Here is a 20,950-nt window from a genome sequence, read left to right on the forward strand (position 1 = left end):
GTAAGACCATGCAGAGTTTCTACTTGAATGCACTTTCTACCCATAGAATGATCCTCCTTTGATTTGGTGTTTTACTTATTATTCCAAAACAAAGAGAGAATTATTAAGAAAGGTTAATTTCTATGGGTGCAAATCTATAGATAATCCATAGATTTCTTTAATTTATAATTCATGTATAAATTTATATATTTCGTTTCCTTTTTCTAATTATAGCATAAATTTCTTTAATGTAAATATATTTTTTATTTTTTGTTAAAATATATATAAAATTAATTTAATTTAAATGACTTAATATCTCGATAATAAATTAATTAGATATATTAATTTGCAAATAATTCCTTGTTAAAGCTGCCAAAATTCATATAATGAAGAAATACAAAGCTTCATGGAACACCTATTAGAGCGTAATCCTAATAAGAAGGTGTATCTCGTTTTAGACAATACCAGAACACACAACAATGGGAAAAAGTGCACATTCAATCCCATTTTGCATGCTTCTACCCCAATGTCAGTGGCAAGATGAGTTTTACCGGTACCTACATTGCCATAAAGCACTAGATTACGCTTGTCTTTTAGAAACTTGCATTCTTTAGATCCTGCGGCGTAAGTCCGTAGGGCAGTTTAATCTCATCGAAGATGTAATCAGCAAAGGTCTTGACTGTATAGAAACCTGCATTCCTCAAAAGCCTATCCTTTCTGCTTGCTTCTCTGTGTTCCAGTTCAAGTCTGAGCAGCTGAAGAAGGTATTCTTCATGGCTCTTTGCTTCGATTCGCCCGCAGTTTTCCACCAGATTTCGACTAAGTTTCAGCGCTTTGCAGCAGGCGGCAATTTCATCCCTTAGTTGCATGTTTTGACACCACCCTTCAAAAGAACTTTGTCATATTCCCCGGCATCAAAGCGGAAGGCCGTTAATTCAGGGATTCCTGCCGGAAGTTTTACCGGTTCTAATGGTGGAATTATCCCGGTTATACGGCTATGGATGGCTATCAAACTGTCAACGTCCCCCTACCTTGTGCAGCAGGGCTTCTGTCACAGCCCTCACAGCCTGTTCAAAACTGCTTTTAGTACTTAACATGGCTACTGCCTTTAATACTTTGCCCCGTTCACTTTTACTTCAACCTTCCAGGTACTCCTTCAACGGGTCAGGCAGCATTTTATAAATCTCAGAATATTTAAGGGCTCCGGGACTGCGGGAAAACTGCGTCAGATAGGGCAGCCAGTCCATGCTTTCCTGCTTGTAATCTCCATACAACCGTCGATGTCGGACGATTTCTCGGTGATTTTCATCCAGTGGTATGATTTCATGGGCTGTTACCTTTACCATAACTCGGCTGTTGGCATATTTACGCTACATATCTTGCGTACACTTACGAAGAAACTCCCGGTTATAATCTTCCAGTCGTTCAAATTGAGGAACCGGTACTAAGAGGTTGCACCGGTGATAGCCCACTTTGACCTCTACGTTGCCCTTTTCATGCCCGGCATCCGGATTACAGAAAACCGGCTCAAAGCCATAATGTTGCTTAAATCGGACAAAAGCGTCAGTTAAGCCCCGTTGTCCATCACTTGGAATGGCTGTCACAATGGTGCTAGTATTATCAAACCAGAGTTTTTGCGCAACTCCCCCAATGTATTTAAAGATAGTCTTTAGCCCCTCCAATAGGCATTCTTGGTTTTCACCTTTGAACAGTTGTGTATAGCCTCCATTGCTGTACGGAAAGGAAACATTCAAATATGCTCCTTCAAACTTCATCCCGTTTTCATAAAAATCAGCCTTTCCAAAGTCTACTTGAGCTTCTCCCGGAATATGTTCCAAAGGTAGTCGACATGTATTATCCTGAAATACCTGTTTTTTCTTCATAGCAACATAACCTGCCACTGTACGATAAGAACAGTCAAACTGTTCTTTGTATTTATCCCGAAGGCGATTATAAACACGCTTGGCTGTATGCCGCTGCTTCCGTCTGGCTCTCTTATCTTCTTCCAGCCACTGGTCGATATCAGCTTTGTAGGGAGCGAGTTTAGGAAAGGTTTCCCGATGGGTCTTTTCCTTCATAAACCTATTCCAATTATCCTGATAGATGTACTTTCGAGCTGTTTTACGATCTACATTAAATAATCGAGCTATTTGACTGATATTAAAGCCTTTTATAAAATACGCATTTCTGATATCATTGATTTGGGTCATTGTAAGCATCCTCCATTTTCCTTCCTTACAGTAATATTCCTTCAACTACAAGGGTAAAGGTTTTGTTAGGTGCCTGCAATGGCCTTTGCAATTTTGGGGAATTTTAAGTTGCAAAAGTGGGGATTTTGTTTTGCAACTTTGTCCACTTTAATTATGCAATAAACAGAAAGAAAGACTGGTTCTCATCAATACACCTGCCTATTCACCACAACTTAATCCCCAAGAAAATATATGGAACTTGCTGAAAAACAAGATCTTCAATATTGGAGCTAGAGAAAATATAGAAGTGTTGTTTGATGAAATTGCTGCTCTTTATGACCAATTTAATGAAGATAAAGACCTCATAAAATCTATTGTTTATTCCAGAAATTACCATTGTGAATTGCCAGATATAGGATTACATGCTGCATAAATAGGCCTAAAATTTTACCATTACTTGTAAGAATAAATAATGCTCTAAAATGGTTTATCTATAAAGCAAGCTATGTAATTTGAAAGAATAAACAACCGTCATTTATTCCCCATGAATATAAAAAGCGTACAAGGTACGCTTTTCCGCTTTTTTGGTTTTTTAGAACTGGATGGGATATTTTCAGCCGGCAAACTCGCTAATTAATAATTCGACCCCCAATCGGGGCCCAATCTTTCCTTTTTTAATTCCCCCATCCGTATCCAGACACTTTTGTAGGGCCTTTCGCAACGTATTTTTGTCGAAATTTGCCGCCTGATTCAAATATTTTTTCACTACAAATTGCTGCAAACCCAGCTTAGGAGCAATAGCCATGGGCGTATATCCCTGGGCTTCCATCAGCTTTATTTGATAAAGCAGACGGAATTGTCTCGTAATCATGTACAATATCCTGATCTCTGCCTCTCCCTCCAGAAGCATATCATTGAAAAGGGTAAGGGCCCTTTCTCCATTTTTTTCTCCAATGGATTCTACCAGGCGAAATATATTATTTTCTATGGTTTTTGATGCAAGGAGGTCAATATCTTGCAGAGTCACGGCAGTTTTCTCGCCAAGGTAATCCGATATCTTTTTAATTTCATTCTCCAAATCCTTGAGATTTTTATTGGAGTTCCTCTCCATATATCCTGTCACATCAAGAAAGAAAGCCACTTCCTTTTCCCCGATTTTTTTTCCGTACCTGCTGAAGGATTTGATAATCCATTTGTTCAATTCTGTTCCCTGCAATTTGTCAAATTCAATAATTTTCCCGTATTGACCAATGTCTTTTACAATTTTTTTCCTTTTATCAATTCCCTCCGTCACCATAAAAACCAGGTAGGTAGTGGGTGGGATATCAGACAAATATGCTGCTAATTTCTTTTCCTCTTCTTCGCTGATGTTCTTTCTTTTTCCCGAAAAACACTCCAGATCCTTTATCACAACTAACCTGGATTCCCCCATAAAAGGCAAGGTCTCACAAGCATTGATGATCTGATCTATCGTTGTCTCCTTCCCATCCATCATTTGATAATTCAGCGCTTGAAATCCTTCATCCACCAATTTACTTTTGATCCCTTGGAGCATATGCTCCATCAAATAGTATTCCACGCCATGAAAAAGATAGATATGGGATAGCTGATCGTTTTTCAAATCTGTCAATACATCCTTATAACCCATAAGATAACCCTCCATATATTCAACTACCTCCCATTGTAGCATAGGAATCCTCTATTGTAAAATTCCCCCTAGCCAGATTTATTTTACGGCAGCATTGTGTACACCCTCATCTGTGAATGATCAATGATGAGTTGTACGGCCCCGTTCTCATCATTTCGAAAAATATGGATGTTTTTCTCCTTGTATCGCTTGATCACCTGGGGATGGGGATGTCCAAAACGGTTTTTGCCTACCTGAATGACGGCAATTTCCGGCTTCAATCCTTCTATCAGCTTTTCTGTACTGGAATATAGGCTGCCATGATGGGGAACTTTTATGACATCTATATCCAAATGGGAATACCCTTTTACAATTTTCTCCTCCGCTTCCCTTTCAATATCCCCCGTTATTAAAATTTTTCTTCCTTCATACTCTATCAGCAGTACAAGGGAATTATTGTTTATATCATCCCTGCTGGATTGAATCAAATTTTTCTCCGGATGCAATGCCTTTATTTTCAAGCCCCTTTCTATCTCCAAGATATTGCCTTTGATCAGCCTATGAATGGGAATTCCCTTTCCCCTGCATTTTTTCTCAAAGACAATCCAATCATCGGTCTTGTATGCGTCGGTCCCAATTCCCACAGCACCAACCTTCAAATGATCTAATACCTGGATCAATCCTCCTATATGATCGTGGTGGACATGGGATAGGAAGACAAAATCCAGTTTCCATACACCATTTTTTAATAAGAAGGGTACTAGTATATTCTTTTCCTGCACCTGTCCATTGGATCCATAGAAATCCTTCCCGCCACCATCAATCAAAAGATTTTTCCCTTTGGGTGTATGAATCCATATGCAATCTCCTTGTCCCACATCCACAAAGACGATTTTCATTCGATCCGGCAGGATATATCCCGTAAATACCAATATCATATAAATCCCTAAAATCCATGCGCCACACTTCTTTTTGTTTAGCATCCATCGTTCTAGCCATTTTTCTTCCAGGGCCGCCACGATGAGCAAAAGATAATAGGTTGCTAAAAACAAGGCATCGGGAGAAATAACTACCCCATGGGAAAAAGGAATCTTTGCTGCCCCTTGGGAAATAACCATCATCAACCGTATCAGCATAAGAGAAAAAATGGCGATCAATGCAGCCCCAAAAGAACTGAACCACCCCACCACCAGCATGACTAATCCAAGAGGTACCAAATAACCGACCATAAACACAATGGGAATATTGATAAATAAGGATAATAGGGACAAATTGTTGAAATGGTAGGCAATCACCGGAGCAACACCCATTTGTGCAGCCAGAGAAACAGCGATCATTTGAGCCCAGAAATTAGGAATCAATGATAGCCTTTTCAATATCAAAGGATACAGCAATACAATGAAAAGTACGGCCGAAAAAGAAAGCTGAAATCCGATATCCATCCATAACAAAGGATTTGCCAACAAAAATATGAAAGCAGTTGCAAATAAAGCCGACAGCGGATCATATTTGCGATTCCATAGGGGAGCAAGGATAAGGAGGGTTGCCATGGTGGTTGCTCGCAAAACGGAAGGTGTAAAATTTGTAATAGCTGCATAAGCCCACAACATCCCCAATATGGACATCACTTTGATATGGCCCTCTATTCCCCGAAGTGCCCTTTCCAGTGCCATATAAATGATGCCCACATGAAGTCCCGATACCGCCAGAACATGGGCGATTCCCAAGGATTGAAAGTTTTCATAGATCTCTGCATCCAATCGGTCTTTCTCTCCCAACAATACTCCCAGCAAAAACTCTCCTTCTTTTTCCGGCAAAGCTTCTGCAGTGATCTGCCGTATCCTGTTCTTTATCCCATAGATCCCTTCCATAACAGGAGAAATTGTTGCATCGCCTAATATTTTTATCCTGTCCTCCGGTACATACATGATGTTGTAAATACCCTTTGATTTTAAATAAAGCTGATAATTAAAGGTTTTGGGATTCCTCGCTTTTTGGGGTTCCTTGATGACGCCGTATACCCCAATGGTCTTGCCCAGCATGTCTTTTCCTTGATTCAATTGGCCGTTGATTTTTACGATGATTTTTTCATCCGTAGGAATTTCATGATTCCTAACCATGATTTTTTTCAATTGAACTGTCAACTGGATTTGATTTTTATAGGAAACCCCGGTCACATCTCCGATGGCATAAACCTCCTTGCCCCAATAGGGACTCAGCTGATTTCTGGAACCGTTATTTGCTGCATAGTTGAAGGCTCCTGTAAAAGCAATGGCCCATAACATCATAAGGATGATCCCCCTCCTTCTGCCAAAAAATATTCCAGCGATCCCAATACTGGCGACTGCCAAAAGCACAAGGATGGGAAAATCAATCTCCCAATGCTTCATTAGAATTCCTAAAATATACAAGACTGTCACAGGAATTAAGGGCCTTCTCATAAAACACAACCTTTCTATTCCTCTTCATTGCTATTTTCTACAAAATCGCCTTAATTCCTGTTTTATTCTATAAATACATGAAATTCCAGAACATTAAAAAGAATCTGCCCCGAATGCCTCGGCTTTTATATCCGAAGATTGAGGAGCAGATCCCTTCACTTTCTAATGTTCCAGTTCCTTTTCTGTTCTAAGATAGTTCGGTCGATAGCGCCCTGTGGTATAGTCGTTTCCTACATAAATCAAATCCGCTTCAATATTGATGCTGTGATTATCCCGATCATGGTTAATTTCTACGTTTTCTACCCTGGCATCATCCTGATGATATTGCAAATACTGCCACAGAACATCTCTGGCATTTTCTACGCTTATATCTCCGTTGTAAATCATTAAATATTCTTCATCGGGAATTTCAATATATAGCTTATATTTATCACTTAATTTTACTCTCCTTTCACTGATGCTGTTGAGCATCCAATCACTTCCTTTCTTCCCTTGAAATAAAGGTCATATATGTATTATTCCCTTTTCTCCAAAAAGTTTACAGAAAGAAAGTTGCCATTACCATGCATCCGATGAAACATCATAGGTTTTCATTTCTTCCGACAAAATCAACTCTCCATCATAAACAGCTTTTGCTTCATTATATATATCTTCTAAAGAATAGCCCGGCCAAAAATGGGTGAGCAGCAGTTTTTTTACATGGCTTTTCTGGCCGATTTCTCCCGCTTCCTTCGCTGATAAATGGGCAGTATCCGGTGTTTTGTCCCTTTCCAATACACCACATTCACAAAGCAGCAGATCAGCGCCCTCGGCAAATTCAAAAATAGAATGACAGTATTTGGTATCCCCCGAATAAACAAATTTTTTGTGATCCTTTTCAATCTTTACAGCATAACTGGGAACAGGATGATCCATTTGTCTGAAACTGATCTCCAATCCACGGAAATGAATCGCAGAGTCTCCATCAATTTCCTTCAATGCAAAAGCATTTTGAAATTGCAGTTTTTCAAAATCTTCTCGAGGAGCCCCGGGTGCATATAGGGGTATTGACTTGGCAATCAAACCTTTTGCTTGCTGGATACCCAGGGCATATCGCAGCACCATGGCGTCGGAAATATGATCGCTGTGCAGATGGCTGATAATGATCATATCAATTTCTTCAAAGTTTTTGATCATCTGTTGCAGCCTGCTTAAGATGCCGTTGCCGCAATCAATCAGTATTTTTGTATCTTCATGTTCAAACAAATAGCCGGAACATGCACCGCCTGCCCTTGGATATGGCCCCCAACATCCTAATACAGTAATTTTCATAAACATACTCCTTTCCTATTTATTTTCATACTTATAATGTACCCCACCAGCAAGAAAACATCTATCTTTTTAAAAATTACAAATGCACATAAAAAAAGACTTCCATTGCAGAAGTCTAGCGGTTTCCATATATACCATGGAACAGTTTTGTTTTATCTAAAGCCAACAGCAGAGGTACGGCCAATACGCCACCCCCAACAGCCTGGGTAATATTGCCTACAATCCCAGGTATCGCAGCCGCAAAACCATACAATATGCTTTCATAGGCAAAATAACCGCCTACCATGATAGCTCCCCCAAGGAATACGGCAACACTAAAGGAAGTGAGCTTTTTTGCCATGGAAGCATGTTGGCCTACCATTTTATGATAAATATATCCTACCACGAACGCATCCAATCCCTTGATGACAAAGGTAGCAGGTGCATAAATGCCGTATCCCGAAAAAAGATCCGCAAACATAGAACCTATGGCTGCAGCCAAACTTCCTACAGCAGGTCCCAGCAGAATACCGCTCAGATAGACCATGCTGTCTCCTATATGAATATATCCCTTTGTGGGTGTAGGTATCTGTATAATCATAGTGCCTACCGTCACGAGGGCGGCCATCAGTCCCGAAAGAACCAGTTTTTTCATGCTGATCTTTACCATTGTATTGCTCCTTTCTTGATTGTATCTATGTGTTCCCCTCTGTTTTCATTATATCATCCCATCTTTTCCATGTAAATAGAATTGTAAAAAAGAAAACAGGGAATATTGTATCGATACAATATTCCCTGTTTTCTCTGCCCCCTGTTTCAGGACTGCACCCAGGCTTTAAGTTTTTTTATATTTTTTACAATAATCTTCTTTCCGCTGATATCGATGGACCCTTCTTTCTTGAATTGGCTTAACGCCCTGCTTACTGTTTCTCTGGCAGTTCCGATCATATTTGCCAACTCTTGCCTTGATAATTCCAGTTTCAATTCGATCACGCTATTTTTCTCTACCCCATGTTCTTGGGCCAATTTGATAATCATTTGAGCCGTCCTCACATAGGTATCACTTAAAGCCATTTGTTTTAATTTCATTTGGGCCATATAAAGCCGTTTGTTTAAAATCTTTATGATCTGCAGCGCCAAGTCTGCATCACCCTTGACCAGCTCCTCCAATTCTCTATTCATCACTACACCAATCACGGCATCTTCAACCACTTCGGCTGTTGCAGGATATTTTACATCATTAAAAATTGTAACCTCAGCGAATACATCTCCGCTGCCGTATATATTCAAAATCAACTCCCTGCCATCGGAAGAAGTCTTAGATATTTTTACTTTTCCCGATTTAATAAAGAAAATGGCTTCTCCTGGGTCTCCTTCCATAAAAATAATTGTACCTTTTCGATATTTTTTTTCCACAGTAATGGAAGCAATTTTTTCTAAAGATTTATCGTTCAACTGGGAAAATAACGGTATGTGCTTTAATAATTCAATGTTTTTTTCCATTCTATCCCTCTTTCTTATCATTGATTGTTACATCAAAAACATATACCCTCTCATACATATTTTAAGCAATTTTGTAGCAAAGTGATATATATCACCTAATTTTGTGACTTAAATTGTATTTTAGATATTATTTCCATACTATAATAAAACTATCAGAAGACAACAACCGATAAAGGAGTGATATAGATGGATGCACCCAAATATGCAAACTTGCAAAAAATAAGGAATGGAAAGAGAACATATGCTGTTACTCCCAGAATTCCAGGGGGGTTTGTCAAACCGGATCAATTGGTGAAGATTGCGGAAGTAGCTAAAAAATATCATGGTACCTTAAAAATTACTTCCGGCCAGAGAATCATGATCACGGGATTGGAAGCAGAAGATGTAAACAGGGTGTGGGAAGAGTTAGGCATGGAACCAGCGGTACTTTCCCCTTATTCCGTAAAAAACGTGGAGATGTGTCCCGCCTCCTTTTGCAAGCGGGCAAAGCAAAATTCTTTAAGATTGGGCATGAAACTGGAAAAAACCTTCTATGGAGCCTCTACACCTAACCGTACAAAAATTGGCGTTGCCGGCTGCAGAAATGCTTGTACCAGTGTTTATTCCAAGGATATTGGCGTCATCGCCGACGTTGACGGCTACATGATCACGGTGGGAGGCAGCGCTGGATTTCATCAAAGACTTTCGGATATCGTCACAGTAGGGCTTTCAGAGGATGATGCCTTCAAATTGGTGAAGATCATCATAGATTATTATAACGAAAACGCGTCTATGGGGGAAAAGCTGGGAGATTTCATTGACAGAATCAGTTTTGCAAAATTTCAAAAAGATGTAATGGATCGTTTTCACAAATAATGTGATTTATATCATAGAAACCTGTTCATCCAAAGATTTATAATCATCATAAAGAGGAGGAAATGAAAATGAGTAAATTTTTAGGACCCATTCACCACTGGTTGTTTCACAAAATCAGATTGCATGAGGATCTGGAAATGGAACTAATCCGTGCCTACAAAGAAAAATATGGTGATGAAATTGAAAGCATCGCAAACGAGATGGAAAATCAATATGGAAGCCCCATAGAGGACAAACCTTTGGATCAGCTGATTGATACAACAAACATCCACGGATGGCTCCAAAACAGAATATCCATTGCAGAAACGAGACAAGCTGCAATTCTTGCTGCTATCTTTAACAAGTATGGCCCAGATGCTGTAAAAATTGCCCTTGACTTATATAGAAACCAAGGTGCTCAATCGGGATTGGATGCAAAGGCAAAGGGTCAAACCGATAGCGCCCCTGCGATTTATAAGGCCCTTAACAACTATATATTAGACGGAATGCCCTGCGACAACGTAAATAATATTTCTATGGCCGATCCCGATAGAGTGGAATGGAAAAATATCAAATGCCTTCATAGAAGTTACTGGGAGGCTGTGGGTGCCGACGTCGAGATTTTCTATCGTCTAAGGACTGCATGGATTCAAGCCTTTGTTGAAAATGCCAATGAAAATTTTACTTATCAGGTAAGCAAGGCAGATTTCAATGGATTGCCTGGATTCATTCATCAAATAAAAACAAAACTTCACTAATTTTTTATGAGGAGGAATAAAAAAATGAAAATTTCAAGAGACACATTGATTGGTGATGCTTTAAAACTAAATCCCAATGCGGCACAAATACTTATGCGCCACGGTATGGGTTGCTTAGGCTGCCCCTCTTCCCAAATGGAGACCCTTGCCCAAGCTGCCGAAATTCACGGCATTGATTTGGAAAAGTTGTTGGAAGAGCTAAATAAATAACGGCTCCAAAATATTCAAAGGTCAGCCAATATCCGTCCATATTGGCTGACCTTGATTAGTTCGTTATTTTTTTTAGTTCCTTAATGGCATCATAAACCGGCTGATAATCCGGCACCAGCTTTTTAGCCCGGTATAAATGCCATTTGGCTTTATCAAATCTGCTGGTATAGAAATAAATCAATCCTAAATTATGGTGCCCATAGCCATTCTCCGGATATAGGTGTACAAGCCTTTCTGCATATTTTTCTGCCAAATGGTACTGTTTTAGATCTTCTCCATATAACTTTGATAGATTTAGCAATGCCATAGGATCCGTCTTATTATATGCCAACAGACATTTATAATATTTTATAGCTTTCCGTATTTGCCCCATATGCTGGTAACAAATACCGAGACTATAATAAATATCTGTTTTTACTTCCTTCAAGTCTGCAGAGTTTACCTGCAACGCCTTTTGGTAGCATCGAACGGCCCCATCAAAGTTTTCTATTTCACAAAAGATATCTCCCATCAGCTTCCAATTCATAGATGTCTGTGGATTTTGAGCAATTCTCTGGTTCAGGTAATCAATGGCAGTTTCGATATGCCCTTCATTTAAATATGCAATCAACAGATTATTATTTAAATACGCATCCGTTGCATTTATTTTTAGCCCTTCTTTGCATACATTGATTGCTTCTGCACTCAAACCATTCAATATAAGAAAGCTGCTCATATTCAGATAGGCTTCTGTGGAATTTGGCTGCAAACGAGTCTGGGCCTTCAAGTATTTAATACTTTTATACAGTTCTCCCTTAGCTTCATAAGCATAGGCAATATCTTCAAAAATATAGTATCTTTTATACTTTTTCAAAAAATAGGGATTATGCTTATAAATATACATCAACGCAACTCCTGCAATATCGATTCTTCCCTGCCGAAGATGGGCCTGAACTTCTTGAAAAAAAATCTTCCAAGCATCCGAAGCATCTTCTCCCTGTGTAAAACAATATTTTTTCTCCCAAAGGGCTTCCATCTCTTTTCTTTTCATCATTTGCGTCGGAAAAAATACAGCGTCATCTACCCAATGGGAAGGTATGACTGCCTGTATGTTTTCCAATAAATTCTTATGATCCCTTTCAAGACAAAGATATATACCTGCCCAAAAACCGGGAATATTGCGATGGCTTTTCTTATAAATAATCCTTTCTATACCTGATCCAACGATTCCTCCTTCTTTGTCTCCCTGTTCCATATCCAAAATTTTTTTTATATAGTCATGCCTTTGTTGCCTGGTAGGAAAAAAAATAAAAAATTTATTCAAAATATAGCACCCCTTTCTTTTAAGGGACTATATAACTGGTAGCAAAAATCCATTCCAGCCAGTATTCCTTATTCCAATACATAATATTCTCCCATCGATGATCGGTGATGATATTCTATCACAAATCATAGGTCTTATCCTTTTTTTTGTTTATCTTTTTTAGCATTTGTCCAATCTTTTGATACACCTCCGTAAGGTCATCGCCCATCTGTTCTAAAAAACTGCCTTCATCTTCTACCTTTTCTCTATCCAAATATTGATGAATGCTAATCTGCTTATCTTCCTCTGCCAAAAAGGATTTTAATTTTAAATACGTGAAAATTCGATAAACCTTTTTTCCTCGGGTGAGAACAGCAATTCCTCCATGCAGAAGTCTACTGACAATCCTACGGGTTTTTTCTAATCCTTCTCTTTCCATCATTTCAATTTCATGATGATTCGTAATCCTTCCCAACAAGCTTCCGTTACAATACATAAAATAATTTTCATCCAAAGTAATTTCATCTTCCTTGCCCAATCGAATAAATTTATAGTCCTTGATATTTATTTTTCTATTTTTGTGAAAAGCCAATAGATACGTTTCTTTGACAGTCCAATCTATATTTTTGATTTGTATCAATTCTCCATTGGCATAAACGTATGTTTTGTCCTCTTCCAAAAGTTCATTCAATTTTATTTTTTCTACCGTTTTTGTGTCTAAATTGATGATAATATCCCCTTTTTCTTCCTCAATACATTTTGATAAAACATAAAATCGCACGGAGTCTATCCTCCTTTCCCATCCTTCGTTATTTCTTTAGACTTTTCTGATACAATGAATGCATAAGGGCTATTTCCTTTTCCGTGAAATCATACAGTTTGTAGAGCAGTGCGTCAAGGCATGCTTGTTTTTTCTCATCTTCACCATAACAAATCATTTTTTCCACAAGGGCTATGATTTGATTCTTTTGTTCATCCTCCATATGCATCAAAATAGGCAATTCCTTTAATGGATTGGCATATAATTCCAGGTCATCTCCCTTTCTTTTTCCCTTATTATATAGCCAAAAATACATCAGTTTTGAATTCAACTGCCCTAGCAAAAATAACAGATCTATTCCCTCTTCCTTTTTGGTAATAAAATATACATCGGCGCTGGCATACCAAGGCCCCTTGCAGAAAGCAAAGCGGTTTTCCTTCGCCCGGTGGGGCACGACAATTTTTTCACCCTCAAAAATATCCTGATGTCTGGGCCATTGAAGGGCATACCAAGGTCTTACGCCTTTTAAGGTCTCCCGTCTTTGATCCAGAATGTCCTTATATTTATATAGATGATGAATAATCGGATTTAAATTTTCTTCCTGCGGGTTGGCTTCTGCCATATAAAGAATATATTTATCCGTAGCATCCTTTACTGCATATCTTCGAATATCACTGTTTTTATACATGGGCTTTAGGTATGGAGAACCTATAAGTCCCAAATTTTCTGTTTCAGCTTCAGTCAAAACAAAAATTCCTTGATTCACCGCAAAATCATGCTTGGCAGCAGCTTCCGGTGAAATTTTCTTTTCCAGCATATCCTTTGTCATGCGGTCTGCACCGCTTACAATCCCCTGGTTTACATGGCACAATTGTCCCAGTGTACAACTTGCTTTTTTCGAAATTTTATTTAAAATATGCAAGTAATCCTCACTGGCATGAATATGCATATGGCCTTTTCCATTGTACAGCCGCTCCTGGTTATCCAACAGATAACAGCTTATTTTATTTTCTATACCTTTACCAGCCATTAAGGCTTCTATCACGTCACTTTCCGGTAGTCTTTTTTCTTGAAAATATTGAATACGAACAGGCGTACCCATGTCTTTTCCCTTCGTGATAAAAAAAATCATATTATGCTGTCCCTTGGCCGATTTAAAAACCTCAAAATCATTGAAATTTATAATCTCTTTAAAGGTACAATGCTCTTTGAGATAGGCGCGCAACTTTGCAGCCCCATCGGCAGTAACAAAATAATTTGTGGTAATAAAAGACAAAATACCTCCTGTTTTGAGCAAATCGATCCCCCGGTAAATAAAAAAATAAAAATAGTCCATTTTTCCTTCGTAGTACTTTGCACCAAAATCTGTGCCCTTGATTCGATCAAATAAAGCTTTGTTTCCTTTTTCTCCAAGGTAGGGAGGATTTCCAATGACGATATCAAAGCCTCCATCCTGTTGCAATATTCTTTGAAATGCATCATAATCATGCATCCATGAATCTTCTAAACTGTCGGCAGAAATCCCATTGAAATGAATCTCTGCCCCATAGTATCTTACATCTTCGCCATAAACACAGGAAAGCAATGCCATTCTCAATAAAAGTACGGGCTGAATCTGAATATCAATGGCGAACAAATTATTTTCCACAATTTCTTTTTTTATGATGAAATCTTCTATTTCTTCACCTAGCTTTTCATAGAGCCTTTTTATGAGGATGTAGACCTTATCAAAACTTCGGAGAATAAACAGCCCTGTGCCACAGGCTATATCAATCAGTTTCATCGCCCGAAGGGCTTTCAAAATTTCTTTTGACTGAATTTTATCAAAGGAAAGCTGTCCGGCTATAAAAAGTTTCAGATGCTCTTCTTGAATCCCTGTCTCCCGATGAAGATACATGATCAATGTCTTTTCAACCATAAAATCAATAATATATTGAGGGGTATAAAAACTTCCCGTTTGCTCCCTTACAGAGGTGCTCAAATAGTTTTCATACCACGCTAGCATGTGGATGAGTTCCAGATCCTCATATCGGTGGGCAATTTCCTCCACAAGATTTCTTTGAATAGGAATTTGCGCCATATCCTTTACTGCTGACTTCAGCGAAGCCTGTCCAAATTTTTTCCCAAATAACACCATATAGACCCCAACAATGGCATCTTCCTTATTCAATTCAAAATTTTCTATATCCTTCATTAGTTCATGAAAACGCTTTAAAATCTTTTTGTTTTCCATTTTTTCACCTACATCACAAAAATATATAAATTTAGGAAGGTATCCGGCGTGGATATCCCTTCCTGATGGACAATTATAAAGAATAGGCTTTTATATTTCTATCAGAAAAACAAGGTATTTTGGCTCTTACCCTATCTACCAAATCTATATCCATTTCTGCATATAATATGGTCTCCTGGTCTTCGGACTCTGCCAGAACTTTTCCCCAGGGGTCCACCACAAGACTTTTTCCCGGGAAATTCGCTTTAAATTCGCTGCCAATTCTATTGACTGCTACCACATACATTTGATTTTCAATTGCCCGAGCAATGGCTAAGGCCTTCCAATGATCAATTCTTGTTTCAGGCCATTGGGCAGGAATAAATAGAACCTTTGCTCCTTTCAATGCCACGGTCCTGGCCAACTCCGGAAATCTTATATCATAGCATATGATAGCACCGCAAGGGATTCCATCCATCGCGAAAACGGACGCGGCAGTCCCTGCCGTCAAAAATTCATGTTCTCTTGCCTGCTGGATCAAATGGGCTTTGTCGTAGTAAGCCTTTACATGACCTGCACGGTCTATTGCATACAGACGGTTGTAAATTTGATCTCCATATCGATCCGCAACAGAACCTGCCACAATATTTACACGGTGCTTTTTTGCCAAATTGCCGATCAGAGTTTTTGTGGGTTCTCCTTCTTTATCGGCAATCTCATGGAGATTCTTCAAACTAAAGCTTGTATTCCACATCTCTGGCAATACAATGACATCAGGAAGTTCCCGGGCAGCCTTCTCAATCATTTCAACAACCTTTGCCCTGTTGGCCTCCGGGTTTCCAAATTCTAAATTTATCTGAATCGCTGCAACCTTCATGCTATTCAACTCCATTTCTTTATTATTTTTTCAAATATTCTATGTAAGCATACCTTTTTTCATCCGATACATAATATAGATTTACAACCTCAAAATTAAATTCATTTTAAAATGTTATATTTTTTGAATCGCAGTTCGTTGCCAGTTACCATCTGTCAGCTACCAGTACTGGTAACTGACAACTGTTCAAGAAATATAGCTTTTGCATAGATTTAATTCTAAAGTCGCAAATCCATATAATCATATCAAATAAAAGAGGAGGTGGAAAAGAATGACTTCAAAAAAAATTTCCCCTGCAAATAAAACCAGAATCTATACCATGCATGTGGATCGCAATACGCAAGTAAACCATATAAACCGTGTAAATCCTATTCATAAAACAAACAGAATCACCAATCATAGCTTTCACAGCTCCGACAATTACTTGCTGGGCACCTCTAATTTTTATGATAATTTAAGGAAGCTGAAAGAACAATATTTGTCATTTTATAAGGTAGAAAAAGAATTAGAAGATGCTTTAAAAGCCTTTGACCATCGAGAAGATCATCATCTAACAATAATTATCGAAAATCTAATTGACAAATACAACCATGCAATTCATTCCCTCAAAGAATTTGATCATTATTTTGGAACCAATCACTGTAAGAATATTTATGACATCCTTCTTCTTTATAAATCTCTTATGGAAAAAATTGGAATTATGCTGGATAAAAACTATGCATTATCCTTTGAAAAGAAAAACTTCCAAAAGGCCGTTCAGGAAAATAGCAGAGCCATCGATTTTTTATTCAATACCAAAAACGGATTGATCCGAAAATTGTATCATGCCTTTCGGGACATACAAGTCCCATCAAAGCAGGGCGGATACCATGAATACGGTTTAGAATCCTCTTCGATTATAGATAAAAAATATTGATCGCCTCTTAGGTCCATCTTCATTCTACCTTATATTTGATTCTATCACCCAAATCAATATAAGGTATTTTATATGTTTCCATCATCTTTTTTAAGGCAATCCTTCTACTTTGAGCAATCGCAACATATTTTTTAAAATATAATTTGGCCTTCTCGACACTTTGAGGATCATGATTTTCTAGTCCAAATTGCTGTTCCAGCATCATATCCTTTAGTGTCTTGATTTCATCCATCAGCAATAGATGACTTTCCAAGACATGGGGATTGGTACTAATTCGTGCAAGTTCCCGCAGGATTTCTTCCATCTCCCCAATACCTTTATCGAGAAAAGCACTATATTCTTCATTGGCTCGCTCTCCCTTCCCCATCCATGCCATATTTTGATTACATATGGGGTAAAATCGTTCCTCTATAGGCTGTAATCTCTCAAGGTATGTAAAGATTTGCTGCTTTCCCCCACCACTAGAAAAAAAATCATAGACTGGAGGTTTTTTTACTCCTATGATAATTCCTGCGAAAAAAACCGCCGACAAAATAAATATACCAAAGAAAATTCTATAGAGATTTGACATTTTGGCGGCGTTGTTGGCTTCATAGCATACTTTTTCTTTTTTCCACTCCGCCATTTTTGCTCACCCTTTTCATTCTTGTTGTCCTCTTCATATTTCTATACAATTCCGTCAATTCCTTTTTCCATATTCACCATTTCTGCAAAATAAAACAAAGTCCTCCATTGGAAGATTTCACGGAAGACTTTGTTCTATTGATTGTTAATGCATTTTTTTCAAGTACATACCTTCTCCAACCTTTTTTACACCATCAATTTCCTGAATCAATCGATCCACAATCAAATCCATATCCTTATAATGGGTATCAAACCCTTTCTTTTTAAGATATTTCATAATGGTGATCAATCGAATGGGATAATCGCAAGGATTTTTAAAATAAGGATGTTTTTCAATACTCTTTTTTATGGCATTTTCGTCAATATCATATACTTGAATTACCTTTTCTATATCCATATTCCCCTCTAACCTATGAATAAATTGATCAATCTGGCTCGTAGATTTATTATATTTCTTTAGAAATTTCTTCAAATCTCTAAGAAATTTTAAATCATTTTTCGTATCCTCCAGACATACATTTAGATCAAAATGCGTTCCATCGTCACACGAGTCTACCAGATCCGATAATGCTATCTGCATAAAATTAATTTTTCCCCCTTTGGTACCCTTCAACAATGTTTTCTTTACTTAATATTTTACAAGGTTTCAATTTTCCTGTCAAACGAAAGTAAACATCCTTTTCCCTTGATTATGTTAATTTTTCCCTTTTTAAAATGCAGCAAATGGTTCTGCCATTTACTGTAGGAGCACTGGTAACTACTTCCCATCCCTCATCTCCCAATTTATTTAACGCTTCCTCATCCTCCTTGCTCAACACAAGATTTGTTACACCTTTTGGTTTTAAATTTAATATTTTATATTCCCACTTTTTCACTTTTGAAACCTCCGTTTGTCCATTTATACGAGATCCTCTATACTGAATACCTCATCTTTATAGTGTTTTCCATTCTCCCCTAATATTTTTTCAATGATTTTTTTCGCAGCCTTTCTATCATCCTCAGATATACATTCCAGTTCCAATCTATTATTTTTTAAAACCAATTCCCCAAGTATTTTCTTATTGGATATTAATTTAAAATAGCAGGATCCTCTATCTTCGCCATCCAGCTCAATTTGATCGTATGCCAACAGCATTTGCTTTATACTCCGTACATCTTTCATAAGATAAACACTCTGCCAAACACGATAGCGTTCATCATCCTCCTCTTCCTGGCGAATCAGCAATGCTTCAATAATGCCCAAATACTTATACAGCAACTGGCTGTGAGCCTTCAAAAAAGTTTTCCAAGTTCCAAACCGGTTCTTATTTCTATAATCTTCATAATGCTCATATATATTTCTTTCTATCGTGCTTTTAAAAATCCCCGGGATAGACTGTTTATTTCCCGTCAGACGGTAGTGTCCCCCATTGTCCATCACCCTTGCCAAGACCAGCTCCTTTGTCTTTACATCGGCAATGTTGTCCAAAGGTATAAAATATTCTTCTTTTGTAAAAATATCCCTGATGCGAATATTTTCTCCTTGAATTTCATAAATTTCATAAATACTTAGATAAGTATTTAGCTGATTTTGTATGAAACACTTCTCTTCTTCAGATAAATGTTCTTTTTCTGTATGATAGTACTTTTCTAAAAAAGTTTTGCCATCTTGCAATCGATAATCGTGAATCAGCCACGAGTTAAAATCCATCTGCAAGTCCCGATACATATCTCCCTGTTCAATATAATTATAAAAATAGTCTTTTGCCTCCTCAATTTCTTTTCTAAATTGGGGCATGGACAAAAACGATAACACATCTTCTTCTATTTTAAATTCCAAACTCTCTGTATTCATTTACTCCTCTCCTTTGATCTTAGGTTATAATCTTTTCTCCAAGTTTTTATATTTTCTAATACTATTATATATATTTCTTCAGCAAACGGCAAAACTGAAAAATCTTTATCATTTCCCATGCATTATACCAAAATCTTCCGTTGGAAGATTTTGAAGAAGACTTTGTTGAAACCCATGACGGAAATTATGACTTATCCATAATTTATGAAAGTACATTTCCTATGTGTTATAACAAACTTTCCCGCTCTTCCAATTGCAGTATATAGGATAAAGCTGGTGCATCCTTATGAAATTTTTCCAATTTCATGATTTCTCGGTCCTCCAGTGTATAGAGTTTCTTAAATAATTCAATAAAATCTTTTTTTTGCAAATCTCCAACATATATGGAAGAAAAGCTGTCAATGACAATCTCGGCCAATTCCTTGTCAATAGTAAACAGGTCGTAATCGCTTTTCTTGAATATTCCACGAATCATTGCATTTTCGTCCACTTGCAAATCAAGCAAACCGATATGATACAACACGTCAAAATCTTGTCCTAGATTTTTAACAAAATTTCTCCATTTCTCTATACCTTTTTCGTTTAATTTATGATGAATGAACCCTTTATCTTCAATGAACCGCATGAGTAAAATTCTTGCACAATGATTCAAACAAGATTTATATAAAAACAATTTACACCATTCTTCTTCATCAATATCCATATTTAGCCGGCTATCAATCCTCAATTTTTTTAACATTCCCCTATGTTCATAACTGTATTTGACGATAAAATAATCGATAAACTCTGAAAATTTTTTATGCAATAACTGTAATTTATCCATGGTCTCCTCCTCCCTGGACAGTAATTTCCTTTACTATATAATATTCAGCCTGTCTATAGATGTGTATTTTGTCGATTCCTTTACATTTTCCAACAAAATCTCTTTCCCATCGAGATAAAAATATTGTATAATTGTTAAATGAATTCACTTTGACAATTAGCAAGGAGGATCATCGTGTCTCAGATCATCGAATTGGATAAATACAGAAAAAACAAACTTCGCAAAAAACGCTACCACGCTCCCATTCAAGGTCCCGTATGGTTTTATGAACTAAACGAGGGAATACAACAACTGGCTTGCAAAGACGCCCATGTGATTATTCAAAATGTAAAAGAGCACTTATTCCGTGAATATCATGAATTTTTACAATCCAATAGTTTTGACAAAAGAGAATACTCCATAGATCAATATATCATCCGACATCTAAATGTACAGGAGCCTTTTGCCATTGCCCATGGAATTCAATTCTCCAGAGGTCATCATTTAAAAGCCATTTCTGAAAATGATTGGAATAATATTTCTGACATCATTATCAGAATCAGTTTGATGATTCATTATCATTTATACAATCGAGAAATCGAGCCCATCGAACTTGCAGATCAGTATATTTGGGATAGCCTTCAAATTGATATTTTAAAATGACCAATAGGATCCAAGGTACTCCCAATCGAGTAGGAGGTAGATAATTAATTTATCTACCGTCCTCTCACACCACCGGACATACGGTCCCGTATCCGGCGGTTCATCAGGATTAATATCACATAGAAAGCCTTTTAGTTAGAGTAGTGAAT

22 protein-coding genes and 2 pseudogenes are annotated in these 20,950 nt (G+C 37.6%); 6 read left to right on the forward strand and 18 right to left on the reverse strand.

Translation table 11 applies throughout. From position 1 onward, the window contains the following. Positions 1 to 342: 342 nt before the first annotated feature. From AN619_RS16510 to istA, 3 genes and pseudogenes are all read right to left on the reverse strand, one after another. Positions 343 to 555 carry an ATP-binding protein gene (locus AN619_RS16510; protein ID WP_278279904.1) on the reverse strand — a complete coding sequence of 71 codons (213 nt, stop codon included), beginning with the start codon at positions 553 to 555 and terminating at the stop codon, positions 343 to 345. A 17-nt stretch (positions 556 to 572) separates the two neighbouring features. Continuing rightward, positions 573 to 848 carry a hypothetical protein gene (locus AN619_RS11990; RefSeq protein ID WP_278279905.1) on the reverse strand — a complete coding sequence of 92 codons (276 nt, stop codon included), beginning with the start codon at positions 846 to 848 and terminating at the stop codon, positions 573 to 575. After that, positions 839 to 2,189: pseudogene (gene istA / locus AN619_RS16170) on the reverse strand (IS21 family transposase). Before istA ends, AN619_RS11990 begins: the two are co-directional and overlap by 10 nt. Positions 2,190 to 2,358: 169 nt before the next feature. Between istA and AN619_RS16730 the strand changes: the two are divergent. Beyond that, a pseudogene (locus tag AN619_RS16730) lies at positions 2,359 to 2,601 on the forward strand (hypothetical protein); the annotation flags it as partial. A gap of 180 nt (positions 2,602 to 2,781) precedes the next feature. Here AN619_RS16730 and holA read toward each other — a convergent pair. From holA to AN619_RS12025, 6 genes are all read right to left on the reverse strand, one after another. Continuing rightward, on the reverse strand, positions 2,782 to 3,816 hold the full coding sequence (gene holA, locus AN619_RS12000) for a DNA polymerase III subunit delta (protein ID WP_198153303.1): 1,035 nt from the start codon (positions 3,814 to 3,816) through the stop codon (positions 2,782 to 2,784). Between the two features lie 83 nt (positions 3,817 to 3,899). Continuing rightward, entirely contained in the window at positions 3,900 to 6,236 is a 2,337-nt protein-coding gene (locus AN619_RS12005) for a DNA internalization-related competence protein ComEC/Rec2 (protein WP_068557291.1), read from the reverse strand. Between the two features lie 162 nt (positions 6,237 to 6,398). Beyond that, positions 6,399 to 6,707: a hypothetical protein gene (locus AN619_RS12010; protein ID WP_068557292.1), complete on the reverse strand. Its 309-nt coding sequence runs from the start codon at positions 6,705 to 6,707 to the stop codon at positions 6,399 to 6,401. 87 nt (positions 6,708 to 6,794) lie between these two features. After that, on the reverse strand, positions 6,795 to 7,547 hold the full coding sequence (locus tag AN619_RS12015; protein ID WP_068557294.1) for an MBL fold metallo-hydrolase: 753 nt from the start codon (positions 7,545 to 7,547) through the stop codon (positions 6,795 to 6,797). A gap of 115 nt (positions 7,548 to 7,662) precedes the next feature. Further along, a complete protein-coding gene (locus AN619_RS12020) occupies positions 7,663 to 8,196 on the reverse strand; it encodes an ECF transporter S component (protein ID WP_068557296.1) in 534 nt (177 codons plus the stop codon). A 146-nt stretch (positions 8,197 to 8,342) separates the two neighbouring features. Continuing rightward, positions 8,343 to 9,029: a Crp/Fnr family transcriptional regulator gene (locus AN619_RS12025; protein ID WP_068557297.1), complete on the reverse strand. Its 687-nt coding sequence runs from the start codon at positions 9,027 to 9,029 to the stop codon at positions 8,343 to 8,345. 186 nt (positions 9,030 to 9,215) lie between these two features. Here AN619_RS12025 and AN619_RS12030 point away from each other — a divergent pair, with 186 nt between their 5' ends. From AN619_RS12030 to AN619_RS12040, 3 genes are all read left to right on the forward strand, one after another. Continuing rightward, on the forward strand, positions 9,216 to 9,884 hold the full coding sequence (locus tag AN619_RS12030) for a nitrite/sulfite reductase domain-containing protein (protein ID WP_068557299.1): 669 nt from the start codon (positions 9,216 to 9,218) through the stop codon (positions 9,882 to 9,884). 68 nt (positions 9,885 to 9,952) lie between these two features. Next, complete coding sequence (locus tag AN619_RS12035; protein ID WP_068557302.1) at positions 9,953 to 10,621, forward strand: hypothetical protein; 669 nt, start codon at positions 9,953 to 9,955, stop codon at positions 10,619 to 10,621. Between the two features lie 24 nt (positions 10,622 to 10,645). Then, positions 10,646 to 10,831: a DUF1858 domain-containing protein gene (locus tag AN619_RS12040; protein WP_068557304.1), complete on the forward strand. Its 186-nt coding sequence runs from the start codon at positions 10,646 to 10,648 to the stop codon at positions 10,829 to 10,831. A gap of 55 nt (positions 10,832 to 10,886) precedes the next feature. Here the strand turns inward: AN619_RS12040 and AN619_RS12045 are convergent, their stop codons facing one another. The 4 genes from AN619_RS12045 to AN619_RS12060 all read right to left on the reverse strand — a co-directional run bounded on the left by AN619_RS12045 (position 10,887) and on the right by AN619_RS12060 (position 15,962). Beyond that, positions 10,887 to 12,134: a tetratricopeptide repeat protein gene (locus AN619_RS12045; RefSeq protein ID WP_068557306.1), complete on the reverse strand. Its 1,248-nt coding sequence runs from the start codon at positions 12,132 to 12,134 to the stop codon at positions 10,887 to 10,889. Positions 12,135 to 12,252: 118 nt separating this feature from the next. Further along, positions 12,253 to 12,894: a hypothetical protein gene (locus AN619_RS12050; protein ID WP_068557308.1), complete on the reverse strand. Its 642-nt coding sequence runs from the start codon at positions 12,892 to 12,894 to the stop codon at positions 12,253 to 12,255. A 28-nt stretch (positions 12,895 to 12,922) separates the two neighbouring features. After that, entirely contained in the window at positions 12,923 to 15,106 is a 2,184-nt protein-coding gene (locus AN619_RS12055) for an Eco57I restriction-modification methylase domain-containing protein (RefSeq protein ID WP_068557310.1), read from the reverse strand. A gap of 73 nt (positions 15,107 to 15,179) precedes the next feature. After that, positions 15,180 to 15,962, reverse strand: a complete 783-nt coding sequence (locus tag AN619_RS12060; protein WP_068557312.1) for a carbon-nitrogen family hydrolase — start codon at positions 15,960 to 15,962, stop codon at positions 15,180 to 15,182. Positions 15,963 to 16,233: 271 nt separating this feature from the next. Here AN619_RS12060 and AN619_RS12065 point away from each other — a divergent pair, with 271 nt between their 5' ends. Continuing rightward, positions 16,234 to 16,878: a hypothetical protein gene (locus AN619_RS12065; RefSeq protein ID WP_068557314.1), complete on the forward strand. Its 645-nt coding sequence runs from the start codon at positions 16,234 to 16,236 to the stop codon at positions 16,876 to 16,878. Positions 16,879 to 16,897: 19 nt separating this feature from the next. Here the strand turns inward: AN619_RS12065 and AN619_RS12070 are convergent, their stop codons facing one another. From AN619_RS12070 to AN619_RS12090, 5 genes are all read right to left on the reverse strand, one after another. Further along, entirely contained in the window at positions 16,898 to 17,503 is a 606-nt protein-coding gene (locus AN619_RS12070) for a hypothetical protein (RefSeq protein ID WP_068557317.1), read from the reverse strand. A gap of 144 nt (positions 17,504 to 17,647) precedes the next feature. Further along, positions 17,648 to 18,082, reverse strand: a complete 435-nt coding sequence (locus AN619_RS12075) for a hypothetical protein (protein WP_068557319.1) — start codon at positions 18,080 to 18,082, stop codon at positions 17,648 to 17,650. Between the two features lie 109 nt (positions 18,083 to 18,191). Then, the gene (locus tag AN619_RS12080; RefSeq protein WP_068557321.1) at positions 18,192 to 18,377 is read right to left on the reverse strand and encodes a DUF4177 domain-containing protein; all 186 of its coding nucleotides are present in this window, start codon (positions 18,375 to 18,377) and stop codon (positions 18,192 to 18,194) included. Positions 18,378 to 18,400: 23 nt separating this feature from the next. Continuing rightward, the gene (locus AN619_RS12085; RefSeq protein WP_068557323.1) at positions 18,401 to 19,336 is read right to left on the reverse strand and encodes a hypothetical protein; all 936 of its coding nucleotides are present in this window, start codon (positions 19,334 to 19,336) and stop codon (positions 18,401 to 18,403) included. A gap of 226 nt (positions 19,337 to 19,562) precedes the next feature. After that, the gene (locus AN619_RS12090; protein WP_068557325.1) at positions 19,563 to 20,159 is read right to left on the reverse strand and encodes a hypothetical protein; all 597 of its coding nucleotides are present in this window, start codon (positions 20,157 to 20,159) and stop codon (positions 19,563 to 19,565) included. A gap of 174 nt (positions 20,160 to 20,333) precedes the next feature. Between AN619_RS12090 and AN619_RS12095 the strand changes: the two genes are divergently transcribed. After that, positions 20,334 to 20,801, forward strand: coding sequence for a hypothetical protein (locus AN619_RS12095; protein WP_068557328.1), 468 nt, complete (start codon positions 20,334 to 20,336; stop codon positions 20,799 to 20,801). The last annotated feature ends 149 nt before the right edge of the window (positions 20,802 to 20,950 follow it).

The organism is Thermotalea metallivorans (assembly GCF_001562415.1).
GTDB classification, from domain to species: Bacteria; Bacillota; Clostridia; order Peptostreptococcales; family Thermotaleaceae; genus Thermotalea; species Thermotalea metallivorans.